Origin of the sequence: Sphingobacterium sp. JB170 (assembly GCF_900163865.1) — a bacterium.
GTDB lineage: Bacteria > Bacteroidota > Bacteroidia > Sphingobacteriales > Sphingobacteriaceae > Sphingobacterium.
Genome location: NZ_FUKU01000067.1, coordinates 64,656 through 90,542, shown reverse-complemented (window position 1 = coordinate 90,542; position 25,887 = coordinate 64,656). Strand labels below are relative to the sequence as shown.

General features: G+C 40.7%; 25 protein-coding genes, 3 tRNA genes and 1 pseudogene. 11 read left to right on the top strand and 18 right to left on the bottom strand.

The window, feature by feature from the left end; genetic code table 11:
• Window positions 1–309: 309 nt before the first annotated feature.
• Entirely contained in the window at window positions 310–3,171 is a 2,862-nt protein-coding gene (locus FM107_RS17335; RefSeq protein WP_086949743.1) for a triple tyrosine motif-containing protein, read from the bottom strand.
• A gap of 125 nt (window positions 3,172–3,296) precedes the next feature.
• Window positions 3,297–3,488 carry a hypothetical protein gene (locus FM107_RS17330; RefSeq protein WP_086949742.1) on the bottom strand — a complete coding sequence of 64 codons (192 nt, stop codon included), beginning with the start codon at window positions 3,486–3,488 and terminating at the stop codon, window positions 3,297–3,299.
• Window positions 3,489–3,630: 142 nt separating this feature from the next.
• On the opposite strand from FM107_RS17330, the gene FM107_RS17325 reads away from it, so the two are divergent.
• Entirely contained in the window at window positions 3,631–4,368 is a 738-nt protein-coding gene (locus tag FM107_RS17325) for a hypothetical protein (protein ID WP_179204536.1), read from the top strand.
• 479 nt (window positions 4,369–4,847) lie between these two features.
• Window positions 4,848–5,336: a GNAT family N-acetyltransferase gene (locus tag FM107_RS17320; RefSeq protein WP_086949741.1), complete on the top strand. Its 489-nt coding sequence runs from the start codon at window positions 4,848–4,850 to the stop codon at window positions 5,334–5,336.
• Window positions 5,337–5,740: 404 nt separating this feature from the next.
• On the opposite strand, the gene FM107_RS17315 is transcribed toward FM107_RS17320, so the two are convergent.
• The 9 genes and pseudogenes from FM107_RS17315 to FM107_RS17265 form a co-directional block, all read right to left on the bottom strand.
• Window positions 5,741–5,983: an ATP-binding protein gene (locus FM107_RS17315; protein ID WP_086949740.1), complete on the bottom strand. Its 243-nt coding sequence runs from the start codon at window positions 5,981–5,983 to the stop codon at window positions 5,741–5,743.
• Between the two features lie 502 nt (window positions 5,984–6,485).
• A complete protein-coding gene (locus tag FM107_RS17305) occupies window positions 6,486–7,118 on the bottom strand; it encodes an NAD(P)-dependent oxidoreductase (protein ID WP_086949738.1) in 633 nt (210 codons plus the stop codon).
• A gap of 16 nt (window positions 7,119–7,134) precedes the next feature.
• Window positions 7,135–7,638: a DUF1772 domain-containing protein gene (locus FM107_RS17300; RefSeq protein WP_086949737.1), complete on the bottom strand. Its 504-nt coding sequence runs from the start codon at window positions 7,636–7,638 to the stop codon at window positions 7,135–7,137.
• Between the two features lie 72 nt (window positions 7,639–7,710).
• Window positions 7,711–8,175 carry a hypothetical protein gene (locus tag FM107_RS17295; protein WP_086949736.1) on the bottom strand — a complete coding sequence of 155 codons (465 nt, stop codon included), beginning with the start codon at window positions 8,173–8,175 and terminating at the stop codon, window positions 7,711–7,713.
• A 455-nt stretch (window positions 8,176–8,630) separates the two neighbouring features.
• Complete coding sequence (locus FM107_RS17285; RefSeq protein WP_086949734.1) at window positions 8,631–9,215, bottom strand: Crp/Fnr family transcriptional regulator; 585 nt, start codon at window positions 9,213–9,215, stop codon at window positions 8,631–8,633.
• A gap of 9 nt (window positions 9,216–9,224) precedes the next feature.
• On the bottom strand, window positions 9,225–10,025 hold the full coding sequence (locus FM107_RS17280; RefSeq protein ID WP_143559523.1) for an AraC family transcriptional regulator: 801 nt from the start codon (window positions 10,023–10,025) through the stop codon (window positions 9,225–9,227).
• 160 nt (window positions 10,026–10,185) lie between these two features.
• A pseudogene (locus tag FM107_RS17275) lies at window positions 10,186–10,506 on the bottom strand (relaxase); the annotation flags it as partial.
• Window positions 10,507–10,552: 46 nt separating this feature from the next.
• A complete protein-coding gene (locus FM107_RS17270; RefSeq protein ID WP_086949732.1) occupies window positions 10,553–10,897 on the bottom strand; it encodes a YciI family protein in 345 nt (114 codons plus the stop codon).
• A 72-nt stretch (window positions 10,898–10,969) separates the two neighbouring features.
• On the bottom strand, window positions 10,970–11,806 hold the full coding sequence (locus FM107_RS17265) for a sigma-70 family RNA polymerase sigma factor (RefSeq protein ID WP_086949731.1): 837 nt from the start codon (window positions 11,804–11,806) through the stop codon (window positions 10,970–10,972).
• A 325-nt stretch (window positions 11,807–12,131) separates the two neighbouring features.
• On the opposite strand from FM107_RS17265, the gene FM107_RS17255 reads away from it, so the two are divergent.
• Genes FM107_RS17255 through FM107_RS17245 form a run of 3 tightly spaced genes read left to right on the top strand, consistent with a single transcriptional unit; the run spans window position 12,132 to window position 13,871 of the window.
• Window positions 12,132–12,377, top strand: coding sequence for a hypothetical protein (locus FM107_RS17255; RefSeq protein WP_218779037.1), 246 nt, complete (start codon window positions 12,132–12,134; stop codon window positions 12,375–12,377).
• Window positions 12,328–12,951: a recombinase family protein gene (locus FM107_RS17250; RefSeq protein WP_086949729.1), complete on the top strand. Its 624-nt coding sequence runs from the start codon at window positions 12,328–12,330 to the stop codon at window positions 12,949–12,951. The genes FM107_RS17255 and FM107_RS17250 overlap by 50 nt, the downstream gene beginning before the upstream one ends.
• A 20-nt stretch (window positions 12,952–12,971) precedes the next feature.
• Window positions 12,972–13,871 (top strand): recombinase family protein, encoded by a 900-nt coding sequence (locus FM107_RS17245; protein WP_086949728.1) that lies wholly within the window; start codon window positions 12,972–12,974, stop codon window positions 13,869–13,871.
• Here the strand turns inward: FM107_RS17245 and FM107_RS17240 are convergent.
• From FM107_RS17240 to FM107_RS17215, 5 genes are all read right to left on the bottom strand, one after another.
• Window positions 13,837–13,921: transfer RNA gene (locus FM107_RS17240), tRNA-Ser, on the bottom strand. The two genes, FM107_RS17245 and FM107_RS17240, sit on opposite strands and share 35 nt — an antisense overlap.
• Before the next feature lie 543 nt (window positions 13,922–14,464).
• Window positions 14,465–14,538: transfer RNA gene (locus FM107_RS17235), tRNA-Arg, on the bottom strand.
• A 251-nt stretch (window positions 14,539–14,789) separates the two neighbouring features.
• Entirely contained in the window at window positions 14,790–16,001 is a 1,212-nt protein-coding gene (locus tag FM107_RS17225; RefSeq protein WP_086949726.1) for a glycosyltransferase family 4 protein, read from the bottom strand.
• Window positions 15,982–17,001, bottom strand: a complete 1,020-nt coding sequence (locus FM107_RS17220) for a lysylphosphatidylglycerol synthase transmembrane domain-containing protein (RefSeq protein ID WP_086949725.1) — start codon at window positions 16,999–17,001, stop codon at window positions 15,982–15,984. The genes FM107_RS17225 and FM107_RS17220 overlap by 20 nt, the downstream gene beginning before the upstream one ends.
• Window positions 16,995–18,170: a glycosyltransferase family 1 protein gene (locus FM107_RS17215; RefSeq protein WP_086949724.1), complete on the bottom strand. Its 1,176-nt coding sequence runs from the start codon at window positions 18,168–18,170 to the stop codon at window positions 16,995–16,997. The genes FM107_RS17220 and FM107_RS17215 overlap by 7 nt, the downstream gene beginning before the upstream one ends.
• 169 nt (window positions 18,171–18,339) lie before the next feature.
• Here FM107_RS17215 and FM107_RS17210 point away from each other — a divergent pair, with 169 nt between their 5' ends.
• From FM107_RS17210 to nhaA, 6 genes are all read left to right on the top strand, one after another.
• A complete protein-coding gene (locus tag FM107_RS17210) occupies window positions 18,340–19,365 on the top strand; it encodes an endonuclease/exonuclease/phosphatase family protein (protein ID WP_143559522.1) in 1,026 nt (341 codons plus the stop codon).
• 189 nt (window positions 19,366–19,554) lie between these two features.
• Complete coding sequence (locus tag FM107_RS17205; protein ID WP_143559521.1) at window positions 19,555–19,863, top strand: hypothetical protein; 309 nt, start codon at window positions 19,555–19,557, stop codon at window positions 19,861–19,863.
• 39 nt (window positions 19,864–19,902) lie between these two features.
• On the top strand, window positions 19,903–22,224 hold the full coding sequence (locus tag FM107_RS17200) for a TonB-dependent receptor (RefSeq protein WP_086949721.1): 2,322 nt from the start codon (window positions 19,903–19,905) through the stop codon (window positions 22,222–22,224).
• Window positions 22,225–22,238: 14 nt separating this feature from the next.
• Window positions 22,239–22,865 carry a hypothetical protein gene (locus tag FM107_RS17195; protein WP_086949720.1) on the top strand — a complete coding sequence of 209 codons (627 nt, stop codon included), beginning with the start codon at window positions 22,239–22,241 and terminating at the stop codon, window positions 22,863–22,865.
• Between the two features lie 114 nt (window positions 22,866–22,979).
• A tRNA-Arg gene (locus FM107_RS17190) sits at window positions 22,980–23,051 on the top strand.
• Between the two features lie 129 nt (window positions 23,052–23,180).
• On the top strand, window positions 23,181–24,359 hold the full coding sequence (gene nhaA / locus FM107_RS17185; protein WP_086949719.1) for a Na+/H+ antiporter NhaA: 1,179 nt from the start codon (window positions 23,181–23,183) through the stop codon (window positions 24,357–24,359).
• A 561-nt stretch (window positions 24,360–24,920) separates the two neighbouring features.
• On the opposite strand, the gene FM107_RS20065 is transcribed toward nhaA, so the two are convergent.
• A complete protein-coding gene (locus tag FM107_RS20065) occupies window positions 24,921–25,055 on the bottom strand; it encodes a hypothetical protein (RefSeq protein ID WP_256959611.1) in 135 nt (44 codons plus the stop codon).
• Between the two features lie 67 nt (window positions 25,056–25,122).
• Window positions 25,123–25,764 carry a DNA alkylation repair protein gene (locus FM107_RS17175; protein ID WP_086949718.1) on the bottom strand — a complete coding sequence of 214 codons (642 nt, stop codon included), beginning with the start codon at window positions 25,762–25,764 and terminating at the stop codon, window positions 25,123–25,125.
• Window positions 25,765–25,887 lie beyond the last annotated feature (123 nt).

The following is a 25,887-nucleotide window of genomic DNA, read 5'->3' as shown; positions in this document are numbered from 1 at the left end:
CTAAAAATACTTGCTCAACTCTGGTTTATTTTTATTGTAATGTTCTTATTAATAATTATTTATGTATTTTTTTTTGATTATATAAATGCATAGATAGTGTTGTTTTTACACATGTTAAAAAAGGGTTATGTGTAGTAGTAATGTAGTAGTAAACGGCATTAAAATAGTTTAAAAAGACATTATTTTGTAGGTGTTTATCGCATTCTTAATGGGGCATTTCTATGCAAATCTGCCAAAATTAGGTCCGAAAGCGGCTGGCGTTCCATAGGCTAGATGAACGATGAGGGCGAACCCTGGGCCGAGTGAATATTAAAATTCAAGCAGGAATTCGGAAAGATTCTTACTGGTTTGGAGGTTAAGTTTTTTTCGCAATCGGTAACGACGAATCTCGACTCCACGTATACTGATGTTGAGTAACGATGCTATTTCTTTACTCGACATATTTAAGCGCAGGTAAGCGCAAAGTTTGAGATCGTTCGGCACGAGCGCAGGGTATTCTGCTTTTAGCTTTTTAAAGAAGTTTTCGTGTGCTTCGTTAAAACTCTTTTCAAAAATATCCCAATCGCGATCGTCATTATGCGCCTCTTCAATGAGTTTATTTACTCTGCGTAACTGGTCTGAACTCAGCTTATTACCCGATGAATCATTCAATGTTCTGAGCTCTTGGTGTAAGGTGTTAAGCATTTCGTTTTTATAAACAATATTTAATGCCGAGTTCGCTAGCTCTCTGTTTTTATTGATTAGCTCCTGTTCGAGCTGGACATTTTTTAAGGATATAAGTTTCTTCTCATTGGCTGCGACCTCCTTGGCAAGGTGCTCCTGCTGCTCGGTGAGTAATTTAGCTTTTAATTTCTGCTGCTGTGTATGCAATCGGTGCTCGTAGTGTCTGTTGGCGAAATATAGTAGCAGGATAACGACAAATATATAGAAAGCGACCATCGGCCACTTGAAATACCATGGTGCTTGAATCGAAAAGGACAGGCTTGTTATCTCGGACTGCGTACCATCGGGACTTATCGCCCGCACGTTAAAGGTGTAATCTCCGTAGGATAGGTTTGTAAATTCCCTGAATGACGCTTCCTCCCATACAGACCAGCCCTGATTAGTACCTTCTAGCAGATATTGGTAACGCAGGGGAGTGGATGAGTACCAGGAGCTAGAAAATGCGATGCGTATATTGTTTTGATTTTTCGGAAAATCAAAATTATCATAAACCGGCGAGACTTCCGTCGTCGTGTTCCAGATATTAGTGATAATAGGCGGAGGAATGCTTTCAGATTTTGTTCTTTGGTGAGAATACAGCGCGAATCCGTTATCAAGGGCGATCAGTGATAACTTATCGTCCACGTTTAGAATATGCTCGTAGTCGTTCATGAGCTTACCTTTTAGTGTATTCCAGGACGAGGAATCAATCTCCAACTGGCCGTTTACTGAAATTTCTATTTTGGCGATGTGCGATTTTTTGATAAACCAGTAAGCGTGTTTCTTGATAGGGATAATCTTGTTGGCACTAGCAAAGGTGGCGAGCTGGTTGTTTAGCTCTTGGTAGGGTTTAAAGGAACGTAAGATATTGTCGAAGAGATAAAATCCCGAGTCCGAGGCAAACACAATGTTGTTTTCTAAGTTGTAAATTCCGTAGAGCTTTGTATTGGCAGGTAGCCCTGTATTGATGTTGGTGAATGCGGAGCCCGATTGAGTAAGGGTGTCTAGTTTAAAGTTAAACACATTTTGGTGATTACTTAACCAGAATTGATCGTTGCCTGCCTGTTTAATGTAGCGGATTGGTGTTTTATGTTCCCCAAATTGTTTGCTGAGGGTAATAGTGGGGTGGGTAGACACGAGTCCCACGCCGGTGTAATTGGCCTGTAGCCAATAACTGCTGCCCTTGATTGGTTGGAATTTCCATACGCCGGTAACGGTGGATATTCGGACTAATTTTCCCTCCTGGAGCAGGTAGGTCCCGTTGTTATGCCCGCAGACGAGTTTTCCATCAATATTTTCCAGGGTCCATACTTGGCCTTCCGAATTGGGTACCAACGAAAATTTTAACGCATTATATTTGGTATCTCCATACCAATCACTCCTATATAACCCTTGGTTTGTCCCGAGGTAAATTTTATCATTGTATATCTTAGAAGTATAAACGGTGCCTAAGCTTCCGGTAATATCGGTATAATAATAGAGTGGACTATTGATAGCAATACGGTCTATTCCGTTGTCTAATCCAGCCCAAAGGTTGTTCTGTTTGTCGAGCGTGAGACTGAGAACCGTATTGTTCTGTAGCCCATTGTTTTTGTTTATATGTTGGATGATTTCTCCTTGATCATTCAGGATGACTACGCCATTTTGGATTGTCCCAAAGGCGTACTGCTCGCCATAAAGCTTTACACCGTTGTTTAGCTGATACTTTTTGAGGAAGTCATCCGCTGGCGTACGCCAGTGACTGATCTTTCCGTCCGGTTGCATTCGAAAAAGGCCATTTTTAGCGGTGCCGATGAGTATCTCGTTTTGTGCGAATGGAACCATACATAAAATATTCATTCCATGTAATTTGTTAGCTTCTGGCAACTGTACTAACTTTCCATTTTTGAGTTCGTGTAACCCCGAGGGAATTTGTTCGAAATAATGCTTCCCGTTGACCTTGAAGCTAAATAAGAAAGGCTCGCCGTCAGCAGTGATGGTCGTGATTTTATCGTCGTGGTACAGGTAGCTTTTTGAAAAAGTATGAAAATAGACTTTGTCATCGTCAATTACGATACGCCAAATCTCGTCGTTCTTTAAGTTTCGTTGGTCTTTAACTAGTGGTGCTAGGCTCGTGTATTCCATCTTGCCATAGGGGTGGACGGTCCAATAACCGAACTCGCCGGCACCTCCTACAAGTATGCGCCCTGATTGATCAATATTGACGCTTCGAAGTGTCACGTTGTTTTTCATAGGGTGCAGTTTCCACCGCTGTCCATCGAAAACAAGAAGCCCTTCCGTGTTTGCTACATACACGAACCCGTCGCGGTTCACGGACATTCCCCAGTTTTGGTTTCCGGCGTGATAGCTCGACTTATCATATTGCTGAACGAATGGTGTGCCCACTCGGGGGATATCTTGGCCCCGCGAGATTACTGCGCCCGCTAGGACCAGACTAAACATTATGAGCGCACGGATTAATTTTGACATATCGAACACCCAAATATACAAAAGGTTCCTCTGTTTTTTTGTACGGTGTACTGCTGACTCGTTTTAATTGGTCTAAAATGTGCGTCCGCCTTCTAGGTAGGAACTTTACAGTAAGTCGGGGGAGCTTACTTTAGCGCTTTTTTTAAGAGTTCGATCTCATCGTCAATGACGTGCGGGTAATCGATTAATGATTCTTGGATATGGCGAATCCCATACTCAAGCGACATGAGTTGGGCAATGGTTACTGCATGCGCACGGACATGTTTTAAGAAAGGGGCTTTTGGCTTACCTTTTTTGCTGAATGAATTTGTTTTCATATTGCAAAGGTATGAAAGTATCGATCGTAAACACGGTATAATTTTAGATTTGATCGTTTTTTATGTCCCATAACCAGAGATATTTAAATTTATTGTCCTATCTTTAATTAGCTCACATCTGAAATACAAACTTTCAAAATTAATGGTGTCATTACAAAGTGAATCTAAGGAACCGGCCAACTTTTGGTTTCCAGGCCGTTGGATAAGCGGGATTTCGATGCTCGTCGCGCCAGCTTTGCTTGTGCTATCGGAAGTACTACGCATTGAATTCGATTTTTTCTACCCACAACAATTGCAGGCATTTGTAGATCACCCGACGCGCTTAGTGGCTTCATACAGTCTGTTTTTGGCCGGCAATATTTTGCTTTGGCCGGCAATTACTGCGTTATCTAATTTGATTGGAGAAAAGGAACCCGGCCTTGCGCGATTAGGCGGGACATTCGTTATATTGGGCTTATTTGCGCGAACGTTTCATTATGGTGTTAATCACTTGGCTTTTCAATTGACGCGAGTACAGAACGTAGAACTAGCAACTAAAGCCGTAGGCGACGCTTATGGCGCTTTTCACATCGTTTCCACGTTATCGGCTGCTATTATGTTCGGTTGGGTAATCCTGGCTATAGGTGCATATCGATCCCGTGCATTATCGATAATCGGATCAATCGGTTTGGGGCTTATGTCGGCGTTGATGCTTGGTGTACTTAAAGGAGCGTCTTTTGTATCCATAATTGCTACCGGTGGCCTTTGTGTAGCGCTCTTTCCGCTAGGTGTTAAGCTATTGAAGTCGAAACCAATTCCAAACGTGAAATTTATTCTTTTATGGATTTTGATCATTGTTGTGATGATTATAGCGATGTACTTTTTCGGCCAGGCCGGTTGAAATGCATTATACGACCACGCCCCATTAGGTCCCTCCACAAAGAGCAAAATTCGGATGAGGGTTTTCAATTGTCTATCTTGAAAATTGCGAATAATTTTATCCTAATTTTTTTCCGAGTCAATTCCCTATGCACGATGTCTCGAATTGGCGTTGACATATTAGCTGTCAAAAATGAGGGTCGAAAATGAGGGATATAGAGAAATTTTGAGAGGATCCGCCACAAAATAAAGTGAGGTTACATCGCAAACCAATTTTACACGGGCCTTGCAGTTTTGCAGGATTTTTTGTTTTGTATCCGCCCGCCCAAGTTGTGTCTTGATTTGGACGCGTCTGTATTTACTTTTACCGTATGAATACTGACAAAATTTCACGAGTTTTGTCTGAACGGACCGGCCCTGTTTTTATACTAGATGACAAAAATATTCAATGATCGTTAGGGATGACTAGGCCTTTGAAAAAATTTAAGTATATGTAATTGTATGATAAGAAAAGCGATCCGAAAAGATATTATGCAGGCGTCAGAAGTACTGGAGAATGTAAAAAGTCATATGTTGAGGGAAGGGATCGATCAGTGGGATCAGGAATATCCCAACAACATAGTTCTGAACCAAGATATTGATGAAGGACAAGCATATATTTATGAAGAGCATGGAGTGGTGCTAGCGTATATGGCTCTCAATGAAAAATGTGATGAGGAATATAATGACTTAAATTGGCATACAAATATTCCCTTTCTTGTCATTCATCGTTTGTATGTAAAACCAACCGCTCAAGGAAGCGGAATTTCGAGTAAGATGATTCGGTATGCAGAGCAATATGCACATGAACATAAATATCAATCCATTCGCTTTGACGCTTTCTCATTAAATGAAACAGCTAATGCAGTTTATCTAAAAAAAGGTTATAACCTCGTAGGAACTGTCTGTTTTAGAAAAGGAGTTTTCAACTGCTACGAAAAATCGATATAAGCAACTTAAGAGTAGTGTTAGGTAATTAAGATATTAATTAATAAATAGCGGTACGTGAAGGATGCAGCCATACTATTTCTGTTATTTGGTAGCTGTAAACACCAGGGAGTGGATCCGGAAGATTTATTAACCGTTGTTCTCCATAAGATCAACGATTCGGAATTCGAAAGAAAGTACCCAACGATCTAATACCACATAGGTTTTCGATTACGTGTTTTTATCCAAAACTTTGGAATCTTGATGAAATATATCTTCACCACTGATCTGAAGATTAGAAAAGCTACACCAAAAGTTTTTTTAAAACTGATAAATTTTAAAAGACAAAACTCACTTCTGTCCCGTTATTTCAGAACTACGCAGCTGTATTTTACCATCGTGTAATAGCATAATCTGTTTACAAAGACTCAGACCAATACCAGTTCCGGTTTTTTGGTGCTAAAAAACGGTATAAAAATTCTGTCCACTATCTCAGCTGGAATTCCTCCGTCGTTGTCCGTAACCCGAATCTGGGTCGTTCCTTTATGGCTTATTGTTGCCGAAACAACAATCTGCGGATTAGAAACCATTTCGATAACATTCAAAATAAGGTTGATAACTTGCTCAATAAGGAAGGAGTCTATTTCAAATACCCAATTCGGGTCTTTCAATTTAAAAACAAGGTCAACATTTTTTTACTCCAAAGAAGGTTTCATTAATTCACTTATGCTGCTAAACAATTCGGAAGCTTTTATTTTGGTATTATTTACGTGGGCAACTTAATGAAGATGCCATTTCAGATAGTTCATTTATTATTCTTTTCTAATATACTATGCTGACCATTGCAATCTCTGAACCCCAAAGACAAGCACTGTAAAAGATATCAGTTTCAATTTCCAATTTGTTCAGTATTTCGTTGTAAAATTGTACCATCAGGTTACTCTGAAAGTTATTCTATTCGCTCACAATTGTAACCTAACCGAATCATATAATTGATTATCTTGTTTGCTTCAATGTAAAGCTTATTGGCTTCAACTCTAAGGATGTTTTCTTCATCTTCGAGGTCAAAATTGATTTTATAAACAGGATACAGTGCTAAAAGAAACGTTATTATTTTATCAGCATCTTTATCATTCTGAACGTTTGTCTTAAAGATTTCAACGATTTTCATAACTAATAAGCAATTGCAACTTTTTTATGAACGTATTGGTTGGAATTGACTTGTTTAACAATAAAGTGTGCTAAATCACTTCGGTTGATTTTTCTGCCTCCTTTCGGGCAATGGTCGAGCTGTACCCGATATTTACCTTTTTCTTTTCCGTTCATTAATCGACTTGGGCGAACAATCGTCCAATCAATGCCCGTGCTGTTTTCTAAAATGGTTTCCCATTTTTGCATATCGGAATAGATGTTTTTAAACAATGGCTGAACGATATATTTTACAATGAAACTTTGGGTTGCAGGATCTGTATGGTCAAATGCCCCTGCTGTCAATGTGATTAGCCTTTTTACGTTAGCTTTCTGCATTTCTGTAATAATCTGCTGTCCGCCTTTTGAGTAAATCTCTGTCGGCTTTCTTGATGTTCCTGTACCCAATGCAGAAATAACAAGATCGCATTGGCTTAACTCGTTTTGGTACGTTTCGGGATTATAAATACTGCCTTTGATTATTTTTAGATTGTCGTTTGTAATGTTCAACACTTCGGGATTTCGGGCTAAAACAAATACCTGATGTTTCCGCTCTAACAATTTTATCAGGATTTCTTTTCCTGTTCCGCCTGTTGCTCCAAATAGAAAGATGTTCATATTGTGTAAAGAGAAATTAAGTTATAGTGTATGGCTGCTTTATATTGATGTATATAAAGTTTCTTACCAATTTGAAGTATGCAATGATTGCCAGAGCCGTACTCAAAACAGCGAGGATAGTTCTTGCGATATGTATTATTTCCCACCGCATCAATTCAGACGGAACATTGTCTGGGTTCATTGTCTGATTGACAAATTGTAGATTGACCGGTAGATAATACGTCAGAAACATAATCAGAATAATAATGTTAGAAACATTTACCCAAAGCCACAAGCCTTTGCTTTCTTCATTTCTTTCTAGTGCTAAATTGTAAACCCAAATCGAAAGACTAAGGGGTATAATCTGCATCGGTAACATTGTGATGCCTACTCGTGGACCATAATTGTTGAACCATTGCATAAGCTCATTTGCTGGTAACGACTGCCAAAATGGAAGGACTATAAACCAAATAATAATGTTGCCTCCTGCAAAAAGTCCTAATAATGTGATTGCCGAAATGTAAACCGATGTATTTTTCATCTTACCTTTTGTTAAAATTAATACTGCAAAATTGACTGTTTTGGTGCGAACAGATAAGGATTGACAGTTCCATTACTCGGACACATCGTGCATTGGTTTTATATGTCTGTTAAGTTCTTTTGACGTTATTATAATCGAAATAACACTAAGGATACAAGCGATAATAAAATTCGGGTGTATAATGGTAAATATTTTAGGAAAGTTTGGTGGCAATATTATGCCATCTGGTGCTGTGCTTGTATCGGGCATCAATAATGCAGGGATGAACATTCCCCAAAAGTACAATGGACTTAACCCGATAAATAATTTTGAAAACACACTTCCTTTATCCTTGTATTTTCCATAAAGACAATAAAGCGAAACTACACTTACAACGATGGATGCGAAGTATTGGCAAGCCCAATGAAACCTTGCGTGTGGTGTCCATAGTTGATTGGTCATATGCGTTTCATTCAAGTCCATTACGGAAGTGATAATGATTGTAAAAATCGAAATAACGGTAAACGTATACTGAAATCTTTTGCTGAAATCTTTCATAGAGATAGGCATTTAAAAATTGAAATGAAAAGGGATTTATGTCTAAAAATAAAGTATGTGTATAACAATAAAGTCGGCAGAACCTTTGACAATCCTGCAATATCAACGCATAAATGGAATAATAAAACGTTAACCAATATTGGTGCGAAAAGTAGCAATCCCAAAGGGATATATTTGTTGATAAGCAACGTAATCCCCAACACAATCTGTGTTGTTCCCACTGTATAAAATATATACCCCGAATGCTGAAACGCATCAATCAAGTTCTGTGCTTCAGTCGGATAATTCGGATTGGGCATAAAATGAAAAAACTGATTTAGACCAAAAAATATCAGAACAAAACTAAAGCTAAACCTCGCTGTAATATGTATAATCCTTTGCATTGATTTTTAACTATTTATCCTGCAAAGGTCTGGACGGAAAAGGGCTATTCCATTCACATAGGTTAATAAAGGCTATTTCGTACCTAAAACTTTCCGTATTCGGCTTAACGATTGTGGTCTTATTCCTAAATAACTTGCAATAAGATATTGCGGAAATGCTTGGAATGCCTGTGGGTATTCTTTTAGAAAATTGAGGTAACGAGTTTCGGCACTATCCAACAGCAAACTGATTTCTCTTTTTTCCTTTCGCATAAGCAGATAGTCAGCCATATTCCTGGCAAATTCAGCCCAATGAATGCTATTCCTCGTCAATGAATTTAAAAAGGATTTGTTCCACGATGTTAGTTTGCAGTCTTGCTCTGCTCGTAGATATATCAAAGATGGTTTTTCAGTTTGGAAACTCGTATAAGATGTAATGAACTTGTTGTTGAGCGAAAAATCTTTTACGTGTTCGTTTCCGTCTTTTAAAATGAAAATGTTGATAGCACCGTTATGAAGAAAATATAGTTTTTTACATATTTGCCCCTCCCGAATTAAATAGTCGCCTTTTGAAATCTGTTCCCTTTTACCATTTTCCAAAAAGTAATTAATATCTTCTTCGTTCAGCATACCCGAACTTTTTAAAAATCCCTTTATTTGCTCTTGTTCGTTTTCCATTTCTTTACCTCAATTATCTTTTATATCGCTTAACCTCATTCTGTATTCCTGTGGCGAAATACCAATCAGTTTTTTAAATAACCTGCCGAAATAAGAGGGATCGCTAAAATTCAAATGATAAGCAATACCCGATATAGGCTCGGAAAAATCCTGTAAATAATTTTGGGATTGGAGAATAATAAACTGCTGTGTAAACTGTTTGGCTGATTTGTTCCAAACATTCTGAACACAGCGGTTTAAATAGTTGGAAGAAATATGAAGTAGTTCGGCATAATCGTTTATACTGTAATGCTCTGAATAGTGCTTGTACACCAATTCCCTAAAAGAGATAGCTATATCAAACTGCCTTGACGATCCTTTTTTCAGTTCCGATGATTTTAAGAGCTTCAGCAATAACGATTGAAAAAGATACAGTACAATTTGTTCATCAGGTTTCGGTGTTTCTAATTCCTGAATAATCAGTTTACAAACCTGCTCTAAAAATTTACTGTCGTTGCTGTTTAGCTGAATGATAGGTGTAACGGTAAACAGTTTGATAAAGTAACTCTGGTCTTTGAATTGTTGCAAAATCTTATCATCAAAAGTGATATAATAGCCTTTGACATTTTTAGATTGTCGCAATAGTGATGTTACTTCGCCTTGCATTACTAACAAAGCCTGATTTGCCGACACTTTCTTTATTTCATTTCCAACCTGCTGTTCAAAATTTCCGTTTGTAGGAAATACAATAAAATTGAAATTGGCTTTTAATAGCGGTGTCGGTGTAACAATGTTTTTAGTAAATAAATCATCTACGTTATAGATTTGCATAGGCGTTTCTAAATACCGAAACTTATTAGGAAAATTCCTGATATATGTCTTTGTGAATTCTTTAAATGTGGTCTCGGTATTTTTCAATGTCAATCGCCTTAAAACAACGGTTTTATGATATCTAATTAGGATTTATGTAAAATTACAAAAACAAGTGTTCTTATAACCTTCTTCGCGTCTTCTTTTTCTTCTTCATTCGGTTAGCAAACTGTTCTTCCTCATAATCTTCTCCCTGCGCTTCGGGTAGCAGGCTAAACAATCCCATATCGAAATTGTGAGAATGTTCCTGCGAGATAAACTCGAAAAGGTCTTTTGGTTGGTTGTCTATTATGTTGGTATTGGAAACTGGGCTGTCCTGTATCTTCAATTCAGGTTTATTTCCGTTGTTCGACCAATCGTTAAACATATTTGCCGACAAGTTTCTATCTACTACAGCCGAACCATTCCAAACGGTACGGCTTTCGTGGTCAATAAATGTTAAAAAGCCCCGTTTTTTTTCGGGGCTTGATTTGTTGTTTTGTTAAATGCTAATCTCTTTTCAAAACTTCCCTTATTTCAATATTTCCGCCTACTTGGTCAAAAATCGGATTAGCTTTTGCGATTTCGACCGCTTCATCAATGGTCTCGGATTTTACTACAACATAACCGCTAACAAATTCTTTGTTTTCGGTGTAAACTCCGTCAGTTACTTCCTTGTTGGACTTTACGATTTTTGCACTTCCTGCAAATGGCAAAAGCGTGTTGCCTTTGTCCACCAATTTGCTTTGTGACGCAATTCCTGTTAACCAATTCATACGTTCCTGCATTTGTTCAGGTGTTGGTCTGAAATCGGAAATGTCTTTTAATCTGAAAATCAATACAAATTCTTTCATTGTCTATAAAATTTAATTATTTCTTGTAAGACAATTTCAAATTTCGGAACGTGACAGAAAGTAGAGAAGTTTTTAAATTTTCATCAATTTCTCGGGGTCAACGACAGAAAAAATACTTGTGATTTTTCCGTATGGGTTTAGCTCAAATATCTGACAGTTTATCAAGGTTGTACCTCTATAAAACAATAATGCAGATTGATGATTGATTTCTTCGATTTTGATTTCAAGGTCTTTTTGATGATTTTCATAAACGTAGGTCATCAGGTTAATGGTGTCGTCAATTCCCGAAGTCAGTTCAGCAATGACCTGTAATTTATTTCCTGCATCTGCCAAAACCTGCACTTCATCAGATAGCATTTGCTCCAACGTTTTTACATCGCCTTTACGGATTGCGGACACATATTTTTCTAAATATTTTCGGTCTTTTGCAGATGAAGTTGCGATTTCGGGTTTCCGCAATTTCAGTTTCTTTTTGGCTCTTGTGAGGATTTGTCGAGAATTTTCTACCGAAGTTTCTAATATTTCAGCGATTTCATCGTGTTCGTAATCAAACGCTTCTTTGAGTAAAAAAACGGCTCTTTCTTTGGTATTCAAAGTATCGAGTAAAACGAACATTGAATAGTTAAGTATTTCGTCTAATTCAATTTTGCTTTCGCCTTGATTGGTAACGATGGGTTCGGGTAACACAATTTTATGTTGCCTTTCTCTGTTGTTTTTCTTTTTTAGGTTTATGGCTTGGTTGATGACCGATTTAATCAGATACGCATTTGGATTAGAAATTGAACTGACCTCTTTTGCATTGAATTTTATTAAAACGTCTTGAATTACGTCTTGGCAATCGTCAATATTTCCCAAAATGTTGTAAGCATAAGGAAATAGTTTTTTGTTCAATGTGTTTAAATCGTTCATTTGTTGATTTTAGAGTTAGACAATTTCAAAGGTAATAATGTGACAGGTTTTGAGAAAATTTTTCAACTGTATTGTTTTTGCGTTTCGGTTTGCGTGAGGGATAGAAGCGGAAAGCCCACAATGAAGTGCAACGGAGCGAAGACTTGTAGCGGATAGCCCGACCCGCTTACATTTTTTGCGTTGGCTGTTAAGCGTTGGCAAAAATGCAAAGGGACGCGCCCAAAACATAATAATCCCAAACTGAGTATTTAGCATCTGAACGCCAAATGCAACCCTTTGACTACAACATTGGAAGGTCGACTCTCTTTTCAGGGTAGTTTTAAAAATGAAGCAGATAATCAGCTTCATTTTTTTATTAACGCAAAGGAGTATAGCGATGGAAAACAGTGATAGAAACAAGGAAACTCCCGAAATCGATAAGACCATTTTGGAAATTAACGTGCAAAGGGAGCGTGAAAAAGAGGAGAAATTTGTGAATTTAATCATTGAGATTATTGTGTCAGCAACGTTAAGGGAATACTATGAAAAGAGCGATAAGATACCTGCGGTTCAGTCAACTCGGACAGAGTAACGGTTCAATCGAAAGACAAGAACTCTATACCGACCAATGGCTTAAATTCAATGATGTCGAACTGGTGGATACCTTTGTTGATAGGGGCAAGAGCGCACGGACATTCGACCGACCCGACTTCATCAAGCTGGGGGAGTTCATAACCAAGCACCACAGGACGGTAGATTACCTTTTAGTAGACCAACTCGACCGTTTCAGCCGTGATGCAGGGGAAGCGATGAGCATGGTCAAGCTCCTGCAACAGAAATACAGCATACAGGTGGTAAGCGTGACCGAGGGCATTACCTTTGATTATGAAACGCCCGGGAGTTTCTTCCGTTCAGGATTGCAGTTGTTGCTTGCCGAAGAGGATAACATCAACAGGAGTATCAAGGTCAAGGGCGGTATCTATACCGCAAAAGCTAAAGAGGGAAGATATGTTTACAAGAACGCACCTTTTGGGTATAGAAAAGAAGACGAACGAAAAGACCGACGATTGGTTGTAGAGGAAACCGAAGCCAAGATAGTACGGTTCATCTACGATGCTTATTTGAGAAATACACCGCTTTATCTGATAAAGGAACGGGGCGGTTAGGCTTTCCGACAAAGGGTAATATGGCTATCGAACGGGTGCTTAAAAACCCGACCTATGCAGGCTTGCTGAAAGTGGAAACCTACAAGGACTACGCAGGTGGATTGTTTGACGGCATCCACGAACCTATCATTGACAAGACTACGTGGATGATGGTACAGGAGAAAATGAAACGCCCCGAAAAAACAAGGACGGTCACCGATGACGAAATCCCATTGCGTGGCGTATTGAAGTGCCATTGCGGAAACCCCTTATCGTGTGCACCGTCAAGGGGCAAATCGGGCAAGTATTTCTATTACTACAAGTGCAGGCATTCCAAACACAATAATATCAGTGCAATAAAAGCCCACAATCAATTTTTGGAAGCCTGTGAGCTGATGGGCCTGCCGAGTGTAAGGCTAAGGAACATCAGGACAGTGACCAAAAGCTCCCTCGATTTGGAAATGGAGGGCAACCGTAAAAAGGTAATCGAAAAGAAAACCCAATTGCAGCAAGTCGAGGAAAAACTGTTTTCTGTCGAGGAGAAATGGATAAAGAACGAAATCAATAAAGATACCTATGACCGTTGGTATTCGATATACAATAACGAAATACTGAACCTCACAGGGGCAATCGAAAGGTTGAGTAACGACCAAAGCAAGGCGTTCAGCATCTTGGAAGATAATCTGAACCTTTTAACGGATTTGCGTCATGTTTATTCCAAGTCGAACACCCTGCAAAAAAGGGAATTTGTGAACAGGGTGTTCGACAGCAATCTGTACTATGAAAACGGCATCTATCGAACACCTACCATGTTCGGTTTATTGTCGCCTAACCATCTGAAAATGAAAGAAAAAGGATTGTTTATATACGAAAAAAAGAGGGTCTTCTTGATGAAGATCCTCTCAGCGGAGAGTGAGGGATTCGAACCCCCGAACCTGTGACAGTTAACGGTTTTCAAGACCGCCGCATTCGACCACTCTGCCAACTCTCCGCGACAAAAGTACGAATTTTCTTATTTCTTCAAAATTTTATTTTACATTTCTTCGGAATGAGATTGTTGTTGTTCGTTAGTGTCTTGAATATAAGAGTAGTGAACCCTTCGCTTTTTTATATTTTTGAGTACTTGCCGGGGGTGCGAAGAATAATTTATCGAGCGGGCAACTATAGATGGCCCCGTGCTTTATTGTTCGAGTGTGTCTGCCAATGCAATAGGTTGTAATTCTTGTTTTCTGTCTTTTGCGTAAGAGAAAATCTGATGTTAGTGAATCGCCAGCTCCTATTGTACTGATCGCTTAGGGTGGCTGATTAGGAGTTTATCGGTGACAACCTGACTACGCTTTTTGAATAAAAGACTTGGATTTTGAGAAGTTTTATTATTTAATATTTAAAAGTCTAAACGTCGGTTGTGAAGCAAACTTGGATGATGTTCTAACTATACAAATCATTACACCAAGTCTCCCCTTAAAATGTAACATTTAAAATGGTCTGTGCTAAACATAAAAAACCCCTTTTTGTTTAAAAAAGGGGTTCTCAGTACGCCAATCAGGGTTCGAACCTGAGACCTACGGTTTAGAAAACCGTTGCTCTATCCAGCTGAGCTATTGGCGCGTCATTTTGTGCTACAAAAGTAGCTATTTAGTGCAACTATGCAAAATAAAAAACTCTTTTTTTGGAGCATATAGAATAACTGATTGCAGTACAAACATATATTTTAGCATCTTGTGATTCACTATCGGATGGAATTGGAAATCGACGATAGGATTTGCAAGGAGATTACTCCCGTTAATACGGACGGTGATCGAAGAACCACCCTGTGCTGCCGCTAGAACGACCATTAAGCGATGTTTAACTGAAATTATTTATGGGTGGTCAGCTTCAAGGATATTCTCATTGCGCGAAGGAAATTTGTTTTTAACAAGAAGTGTTTCAAATACCGAGGCATATTGTGCTGTCATCTTCAGCCAGCTGTAATTCTCGATTGTATATTTGCGGAATCGGGTTCGGTCGTGAAAGCCCGTATTCTCGTCTTGTAGTATATCTTCGATCTTTCGTTTCCACGCGCCCGGATCGGCTGAAGGAACTAGATGACCATTTTTTTTATCGATAATTGCATCCGCTATTCCTTCAATATCCGAAGCGAGAACGGTTGATCCAGCGATGCTCGCTTCAAGGCAAACCAAGCCGAAACCTTCCATGTCGCCTGTTACAGGAATGTTCGGCATGAGGAATATGCTGGCTGAACTTAAAAGTATCTTTAGGTCCTCGATTGGTAGTTTCCCTAAGTGTACAGCTCGTTGGCGTATTCCCGGGGATCTAAGTAGGGTACGCAGATCCTGCTGATCCGAGGGATAGCCCATAAATAACATATAAAGGTTAGCGAGCCAGCGAGGTAGAAGGCGAAGTTGACGATCTGTTTTTGTTGGTTTTTGTGCAAAGGGGCCGGCTATGACGACAAAGATGTTCGGCGATAATAACGGTAACACCTGGGATATAAACCAGGAAAAGCCTTTTCGTTTCACTGCCCGGCCCAGCATTAGCAAAACTTTTGTTTCATTTGGAACGCTGTATTTGCTCTTGAAGTTTGTCCACTGATCGTCGGTGGTTTCACCGTTTAATCCGTGATCGATACCGTTATTAATGACTGATATCTTTTCAGGATGGATTTTTCTTTCTCTAAGTGCCCGCGCGGTTGCCTGGCTCACCGCAATGATATGATCAAAGCTATTGAACTGAGGTACAACTAAACGCTGGTATATCCATAACGGAAAAACAACGTCGAGCCCGTGAACTGTAACTACCCGTTTGATATGCGTGTATCCGCTATGAAGCAGGCTAACACTTGCGATCAGACCGTCGTTAAAATGAATGATTTCGATGTCGGGGTGTAAATTGACCATTTGTAAGATCCTGTTGTTAAGCTTTCTGAAAAATTGGAAGTGGCTTTCATTGGCAGTATAAATGATCTTATGAACCTTCGCATGTTGGGCCATTCCGGTGATAAGCGCATAACTTTGGTTTTCCATCCCCCCAATTGCTGGAGGGTATTTATGGCTAACAAATAGAATTTCCATTTATTGAAACGTTTGTTTTTATTTTTTTTGGTATCGTCAGGTACAAAAGTGCGCTCAGGGCGAGCCAGCATAACTGCCGTGCTCTGCGGAGAACCGAAACAGTGATCCACAGAGATCCTGTACCGATTCCGACTGCCAGAAGTACAAGTTGGTTTGCGAGTTCCTCAATTCCTATCTGACCAGGAATGAAGCCCGCAATGCTTTTAATTATGACTACCCCCATATCCATAAGAACGCCATGCATGAGTGTGATATCATATCCGGTGAAATGCATAATGAGGTAAAATTCCATGCTGCCCGCTATCCAGTGAAGAAAATAGAGTCCGAATGACATCCAAAACGCGCGGTTCTGATGTTGATAGAATTGTTGACACTGTCCGAGTAGTTTACGAATGCGTGTTTGCAAATTTTGAAATAGGGTTGTATTATTTGGATTCTGCAGCTTTTCACTAGTCGTTTTTTTATTGAGCAATCGAATTGTAATGAGGCTGACTGCAAGTAGAAGGGTGATCAGAATGACTAAAGCAATGGTTGTGACGGTCGCTATTTTTTCGCCTTGGCGTATTAATAACCATATTGCGGAAATAATTAAGAGCACGACTTGGGAGATCATCGCGCTCAGACGGGAAACGGCGACCGATTCGGTTGCTTTTCGTCTGGTTACGCCGTGGGAGGATAGCAACTTCGCTTTAAGTAGGTCGCCACCAACGACACTCGCCGGGTTATATAGACCTACTGTCTCGCCGACTTGTCGGATAGCGAAAAGTTGTCGAATTTTGATCGCATGCCGTTCATTGCCAAGGCAAACCCACCAGCCTAAAGTACCCAGTACGTAGGCGATAAAGGTGCTAACTAGTAAAATAAAAAAGTTAAACCCGATTTTCGAGAGTTCGATCCGTACGAGCTGGAAATCTGTATATCCTACAAATATTAAAATCGGAATGAGAATTCCCAGGATTATTACCAACTTTAACCAGCGCGATAGCGGGCGGTTTAGCATGCGGCCCAGATTAAATCTCTGCTCGTTTGCTGCGCTAAACGCTGGATATCTTGGAAATACTTTTCTGTGAGCTTTTGCCAGTCCAAGGACTGTGCTTGCTGAAGTGAAGCACTTCGAATAACGTGGTGCAACTCGGGGTCGGCTAAAAGCAGTTTGATATGTATTGCGTAATCTTCCGCGTTATTTGCGCTACATTTATATCCGGTGTGCCTATGGTTGATAAGGTCTGCGCTTCCACCAGCATCCGCTATTACGCACGGTAGGCCCGAGGCCATCGCTTCAACCACGACATTTCCATACGTCTCCGAGGTGGATGTAAATACGAAAACATCGGATGAGGCATATACGGTCGCTAGTTCCTGATGATCGAGTCTTCCCAAGAAAATAGCATCAGGCATGAGCCGCTCCATTTCGATTCTTGCAGGACCATCACCGGCGATGATGAAATTATGGTCGATATCTTGCTTTTGCAACCGCGTATATATGGCTATTAGGGTCTCTAAATTTTTTTCCCAAACAAGACGGCTCGTAAATAGTACATTTGGTTTATTGTTACCGGTACGCTGTTGGATACGGCTTTTGTCTCGCTTTTTGGGGTTGAAGACGTTCAGATCTATTCCACGTTGCCAAAGATTGATTTTCGTGTCTTCCACCCCAAAGCTTTTTAGCTGCAGGATCATACTTTGCGAAGGAACATACACTTGGTCGCACGCATTGTAGAATTTCGTCAGCGTTCCACGCATCCAGCGCTGGATTGGATTTATTAGTGCAGAGAACTTTCGGAAGTAGTAAGGCACGTACGATATGAAATTCGTATGGTAAATTGAAATTACGGGAATGTTATGCTTTTGGGCATACCGCAATGCGAAAAAGCCGAGTAACGAAGGAGTCGAGATATGAATGACGTCCGGTTGAAAGTTATTAAGCGTCTTATTAAGTTGCTCCTTGCCGAATGCGGGAACACTAATGCTATATTCTTTGCTAAGTACGGAATTCAAGGTCGGTATGCACACCGCTTTATGTTCATTTAAGCGTGTGGGGCCTTTTCCATGTATAAATAAATAACTAAAATGAGCGGGGTTGATTCTGTTAATAATCTGAAACATTGTTCTTGAAGCGCCATCAAAGTCTTCAATTAGTATTTCCGCGAAAAAAGCGACTTTTATCATACACTGTCGTTTATGTTACTTCTGCTAAAGTAGAAAAAATATGTTGTGTGCAAGTAATCAGGTTATTAACGTTTCGTTAAGTATGATAGGTTGTAGGATGTTTATTTTATATATCCGTCACTAAAGATTAATTTACAATTGATATAGGGGTAATATTAAGGCGTTAGCTTTGAGTAACAAGAATTTAAAGCTGATGCACGCACAAGTTATCTGGAAGCAACCGAAGAAATTGACCGGTCCATTAGCCGTTCTGGGGATAGTAGCCTTATTTGCGCATTCTATAAAATGGAGTCACTCGGCCAGTATTACTCCAGTTTTCCAGGGTACATTCGGCTATGATCTGGTAGCGGCAACATCCGGTGAGCTATCGTTGTTAACTTATAACGTTGCAGGACTTCCAGAAATAATTTCTTCCGCGCCAAGTCGCCGCGTGGCAAGCATGAAGGCAATCTCAACGCGCATCAATGCATACGATATTGTAAACGTGCAGGAAGATTTTTATTACCACCGGGAGCTTTATAATGGAGGGAATATGCATCGCTATCGAACAAGGGAGAAAACTGGTATTCCGTTTGGCGATGGATTAAATGTATTATCTAAATACCCGGTGTTAAAGGCAGATCGCGTGCCTTGGACCGATTGCCACGGTGCGGACTGTTTTGCGGCCAAGGGATTTTTGTATACGCGCTTAGAAATCGCACAGGATATCTTTGTTGACGTATACAACATCCATGCAACGGCCGCAGACAATGAACAAGCTGCGCAGGCGCGAAACAATAATCTTCTGCAGTTGGGGCGCTATATCCAGAAGTACTCCGATAAGCAGGCGGTTATAGTGATGGGGGATTTTAATGCCCATTATGCTGCCCACTGGGACGAACTACCGTTATTCTATGAGCCATTGGGTTTGCAGGATGCATGGGTCGTGCTGCAGAAGCAAGGCGTGACTCCGGCGGTCATCGAAGATTTCACGCCTAGCGAAAAGTTGACATTAACAGATACCTGTGAGAGTATTGATAAGATATTCTTTCGCGGTAGTTCAGAAATAGAATTTACTCCACGCTCGTATAAAGTTGAAAATCGGCAGTTTCAAAACGGACAGGGGCAGGCCCTTTCTGACCATTGTGCCGTTTCTTTGAACCTTGGTTGGCGAAAAAGTCAACTGTCGAAAAAGCTTAGCACGGCTCAACTATAGTAATGGTTGTAGTGTTTTTCTACAAGAGTATAAATTAATTACGGTCTATACTGTTGGGTGTTAAGCTATTTTAACAAAACTAAGACTTGAGTCTCCCCGGCGCAGGTCTTTTTTATTTGCAATAATATTGCATTTACCCTATCTTTGGGGTTCTTTATGGTGGGACAGGTTTTGCGGTATATATTTGTAATGATAAGTTTAGTTAGCTTGACGCTAACTAGCGCATTGCAATATACGCATGATTTGCAACACCTGAAAGACGAGAAATGCACGCAGCATCCTGCAGATTCGACCGATCACCATGAAGTATGTGCATTATGCTGGTTTGTCGCTCATCAATTAACCGATGAGTTCTGCTTTAGCAGCTATCTGCCACACGCCGGTGAACACGCTGTTTATTCTCTTGGTGAAACAGCAGTAGTTGTCCAATCTATTCGGCCCCTTCTTTGGATACGCAACGGTCGAGCGCCTCCTTTCGCGACGATATTATTAGCGTAGATTCAACACACAATACAATTATTTTATTACAGAGTATAGATGCGAAAATGGCGTATACTGTTTCTTTCGGTATTTCTTTTTTATGGAATGACCTCGAAAGGACAACAGGGATGTACTTTACAGATTAAAGGACATGTTTACTCCTCTGATGGAAATCCACTCCAAGGGGTTATTATAACACCACAAGCTGGGGAACAAATCGTCTCCGATCGGCGTGGTGCTTTTAGGATATCCCAGGTTTGTACTGGCGATCTAGCACTGGAGTTCCGATATATAGGCTATACTTCGGTCACCTTGACTTACCGTGTCTTTGGAGACACCACATTACGTGTTACTCTACAAGATGATCCCATACATATTAAAGATGTAGAGATTATGGGCGAAAAATCGGGATCATTATCGGTCAATACCCATCGTTTGTCCGTTCAGCAAAAACAGGAAAGTAAGGGCGAGAACTTTGCCCAGTCTTTGAGTCGAATAGTAGGTGTATCTACGCTGAGTAATGGGGCTCATATCGTAAAACCGGTTATAAACGGAATGCACAGCAACAGGATTCTTATTCTAAACAATGGCATTCGCCAAGAAGGTCAGCAATGGGGCGCGGAACACGCGCCAGAGATCGATCCTTTTCTTGCCGACCGTTTTCAGGTTATTAAAGGTGCACAAGGCGTTCGTTATGGTGCGGACGCACTCGGTGGCGTTGTTGTTGTTTCTCCCGAAGACATTAATACCGAGAGGGCTCTTAGTGGTCGGGTCGACCTCACAGGACAAACCAACGGTCGTGGGGGCGCGACGCACGGTCGACTTGAGGGGTTGGTAAGTGCGTTCTCTGGACTCGCCTGGCGCGTGGAGGCTAGTGGTAAGAAACTCGGTAATTATAAAACGGCAGACTATTATTTAGGCAATACCGGCGTTCAGGAGTTTAACTACGCGGGTATGCTACAGTATAAGCGAGAAAGGGATGATTTAGAATTGTACTATAGCCATTTCGGCACCGAAATGGGTATTTTTCAAGGAGCACATGTCAGCACGATAGAAGATATTCAGGCGCGTATCGCCAACGGGCGCCCTTTTGAATCGTACGACTTCCAATATGGTATCAATGCACCTAGTCAACGTGTAGGTCATGATTTGGCTAAATTCAGCTGGAAGCGCCGGCTAACAAAAGGAAGATCGTTTTCAGCGCAGTATGGCCTGCAGCGCAATCATCGACGGGAATACGATATGCGCCGCGTAGAGTCGGATGATCTGCCGATGGCCGATATGGTGTTGACCACGCACAGTCTAGATTTTTCTGTTCAAAACGACAAAAGTACACTCGGCGTGCAGGGGATGATGCAGGTTAATAACAACACGCCAGGAACAGGTACCACGCCAATTATCCCCAATTACGATAGTTACTCCTTCGGTCTTTTCGGAATCCACCAGTTTCATATCGGCCGGCTACATGCAGAAGTGGGGGCGCGTTATGATTATAAGTATTTAGACATTGCGGGGTACCGTTATCAGCGGGATAACCTACAGGAGGGAGACCTTACGCAATATTTATTAACTGATTCACGCACATTTCATAATGTTTCGGGATCTATAGGGATACTTTATCATTTAAGTGATAAAGTCAATTGGAAAAGTAATCTGGGGCTGGCCTGGCGGGCGCCGTCGGTGAACGAGCTTTACAGCGATGGGCTACATCACGGGAGCGCCACATATGAAGTGGGTGATAAGGATCTTAAAAGTGAGAAAGGGATAAAGTGGTTAAACACGTTGTTGTGGCAGTCCGATCGTTTACGAGCGAGTCTAGAAGTCTATGGACAGTTTCTAAGCGGCTATATCTACGCGCAGCCCGATCCTGACTCTGTCCGTCAGACTATACGGGGTACTTTTCCATTATTCTCCTACCAGCAGCATGACGCATTCTTTTACGGGGCTGATTTTATGGCAAGCTATGACTTAAGCGAGGTATTTCGCTATGAATTATCAGCTTCAATGGTTCGCGCAAAAAACACGGAACTGGACAGCTATTTACCATATATTCCTGCTGATCGGCTAAGTCATGGCCTCCGTTGGCAATACGCTACGGAGCAACAGGTGGGTTCGTACCTGAAGCTATCGCATCGTGCAGTTAGGCGGCAAACGAGATACCAGCCAGAAACCGATTATGCAGCGCCGCCAGCAGGTTACCATTTATTCGATGTAATCGCGAGCAAGCAATTTATTACCCGGCAGCACCGGTCTTTAATCGTGGTAGCGTCGGTTAATAATTTATTAAATACGAGTTATAAAGATTACATGGACAGGTTTCGCTACTTTGCTCACCAAATGGGACGCAACATTAATATCAAATTTTCTTTTCAATTTTAAAAACGTATAACAATATGAAAAAGTTTATTTTAGGTTTATTTACTTGTAGTATAATATTAACTAATTTTTCGTGCTCGAAAGATGATCCCATTGCTGAAGTTGACCAGGAAGAGGTCGGTGGTGCGACGCTCGTATTTACTCCGGTGCAAGCTATTGATCAAGACGGGCAGGTAAATTACGAAGATGTCGAGGGTGCCGAAGAAATCAAGATTGTATTCGATGGCGCAACGCTTCTGCCACCAGTAGGTGAACATTACCATCTGGAGGTCGGCGAAAGCTATCGTGTACATTTACTTGCGACCGATTTCGCCGGACGCCCGACGGAGCAAACGTTTGTCTCCCGTGCTGACCAGCATCAGGCGTTTATTTTGGGTGCCCCAACAGGGACGCTAGATTACAAATATGCCGACGTTGATGCAAACGGAAACACGGTAAATGTGGGCGTGACAGGGTACTTAACAGTGCTTGAACATGCCGATACGTTTGCTTTGCGTTATGTGATGCGCCATTTGAACCCGGGAGTCAAAGAAGGTATCCGTGCGCAGGACTGGAACAATGAAGATTATACGAAGTTTACAGGCGACAATGACCTTGATCTTAAATTCGAAATACACCTTACAGAAGATGGTCACGGGCATTAAGTAGTTGTTTTCAGTAGGTTAAAATAGCGCCCAGTTTTATCCTTCGGCACGCGCGAATATTATTTTGTAATAAGCACGTGAAGTAAGGTAAAAAGTGTTATTTTTGCAGCCGAGGTCTCCGTAGTTCAATGGATAGAATTTCAGATTCCGGTTCTGAAGATGTGGGTTCGACCCCCGCCGGGGACACTAAAAAGAGGTTTCAGCACTGCTGAAACCTCTTTTAGCATTGTATCCTTTGCCGTTGTGGCTTCATATTATTTACATCTATACCAATTTCGTGCCTTCTAAATAAACATTTTTCAATATCTTCGCAGCATGGCTCAATTGATCAATCTGAAAACTTTTAAAGAGTTTCTTAATTCATCTACTGGTGGCGGTATTATTCTATTTTCATGTCTTCTTATTTCGCTGATAATAGCGAACACGCCACTTGCAGTACCGTTTAATAATCTATTGGAAACCGTTGTTGGATTTGAAAACGAATCCATCCATTTGAAATACTCCGTAGCCCTTTGGGTTAATGACGGGTTAATGGCAATCTTTTTCCTTCTAGTAGGTCTGGAAATTAAGCGTGAACTTGTGGAAGGAGAGCTTTCCTCGCCCCGTCAAGCGGCGCTGCCGATTCTCGCAGCCGTGGGTGGTGCGGTCGTGCCCGCCATCATTTACGTTGGTTTTAATTTTGGTTTGGAGACCCAGCATGGGTGGGGTATTCCAATGGCTACTGATATCGCGTTTGCCCTTGCGGTAATTAGTATGCTCGGAAATAGGGTTCCGACTAGTCTGAAGATATTTCTCGCTGCTTTAGCAATTGTCGATGATTTGTTAGCGATCCTTGTTATCGCCTTCTTTTATTCGACCGATTTGCATACAACCTATCTTCTTTATGCGGGAGCAATTTTTGCGTTACTATTGCTATTCAACCGTTTTGGGGTAAAATCATTGTGGATGTATCTACTTCCCGGTTTATTTATATGGTATTTTATCCATCATTCGGGTATTCACGCGACCATTGCAGGGGTGCTTGTAGCGATGACACTTCCTACGACGCCAGATGCGACAGAGTCGCCACTGGAAAAGCTGGAACATCTTTTAGCTAGACCAGTGAACTTCATTATCGTACCAATCTTTGCACTGGTGAACACCAATATCACGTTTCAAAGTGAGATGATTGGTGGCCTCACCTCTAATATGGGGCTGGGTATCATTGTTGGGCTTGTTGTTGGTAAGACCCTCGGTATCCTAGCTACTTGTTATATCTGCGTCAAGTCAGGACTTGCTAAATTACCGGAACTTGCGAACTGGAATCATATCATTGGTGTGGGAATGCTGGGTGGTATTGGCTTCACGATGTCGATTTTTGTTTCGTTGTTATCTTTTAGCGATGCATTGCATATTGAGGAAGCGAAATTAGCGATTCTAGTAGGATCTCTAATAGCAGGTGTTTCGGGCTATTTGTTCTTGAATGCATTGCATACAAAGCGCGCGAAAAATTAGCTTGTCGCTGGATTTGTAAATGTCAATGGTCGAATTACAACCAAGGTCAATCGGTGATCGTACGAAATCACCGACCGAATACATGCTACTAAACAGTACATACTAATCCGTACATGGTCTCGCCGTAGCTTTGTTCGTCTGAGTTTAGGGAAAAAAGAGAAATTGTTCGTTGGTTGAAGACCTAAAAGTGGGTGGACTATCGACGTGTGTTCAGCGAGCGTTCTGACATCAGGTATTGTTATATGATGTCATTGGGTAGCTTACGATAGATAGAATATAATCCTTCCAGTGTTGATAACCCGAGTTTACGGGAGGCTATCTCGGTGATGGATTACCGCCCAATTTCTAAAATATTCTGCTCAAATGATAGCAAATTGTTATCGGGATCAAGTAATACAAATTCCTTTTGTCCCCAAGCCTTGATTTCTAAATGCCCATTTGGATGAATACGTGCTTCATTTTCCAGAAATGATTTATAAAGTTCGTCTATGTCGTCAGTTCTGATATAAACTTGTCCATAGTTTTTTTTTGGTTAAGTCCTTTAAATTCAAATAAATGAATTTATACGTTGTCTTTCCGGACTATAAAATCATCACCATAATCTCCAAATTCTATGAAATCTAGTTTGTTCAGATAAATGGCTTTGGTTAGGACTTTGTCACGCATTGGAAGTTTTGAATAGATTTCTGTCAACATAATTTTTGATATTTAAAATACATGTTGTTACAAGCAGCCGATCTTGTCAATCGTTTTGTTCTCAAATTTATAAATTTCGTTTATTTGTTTCGATCGCGATGAATTCGGGTAAATATTCTGGTGTACACCCTTTTGATACCATTTTGTCTTTGTACAAACCGGTTTTTTCTCCGAGTGCGATACAACGATTTCGATGCTTTTTCTCATAAACTCCAATCCAACCTGCCGTGAAATTCATTGCCCATTGTACTTCTGGTTCTTCTTTTTCAATTCTATTTTCAATTTTAGAAAGCAGTATTTCACTTTTGTCTGGTGTTTGTCCGGTCCACCGCAAACGAGCTTGATAATACCAGTAAATTCGTCTTTTTAGTGGAGATTGACTGTTATCCCAACTGTCCATTAAACCAATTGTCTTTTTGTCTTTGGTGAGTTGATTTGCCATTAGCCAATCAGTGAGTTGAAGTTTCTCATTACCTTTGTGTAGGTTAATGTCACTGATTAAATTATCAATCACTTCTTCGGTTAGGAGTTTTTTGTCCAAAATCAAGATTGCCAATTGTCGTGCAAAAAATTGATTGGATGACCAAAGCTCTAACGCCAACAGGTGGTCTTTTTTGATGATCTTAGCAATTGTTCGCAATTCACCAAGTTTGGTCGTCTTGTCAGTTATCTGACTAAGTATGTTTTCTGCTTTTGATGAAAGTTTCATTTCGGTTATTTATTTGTGTTTTCGTGTAATCGTTATCGGCGATAAGCAGGCAGAGAGTTAACTAACTTCCTACGAATAGCCGTCTTTAAATATAGCACTTTCCTTTCTTCCGAAGCACCGGCG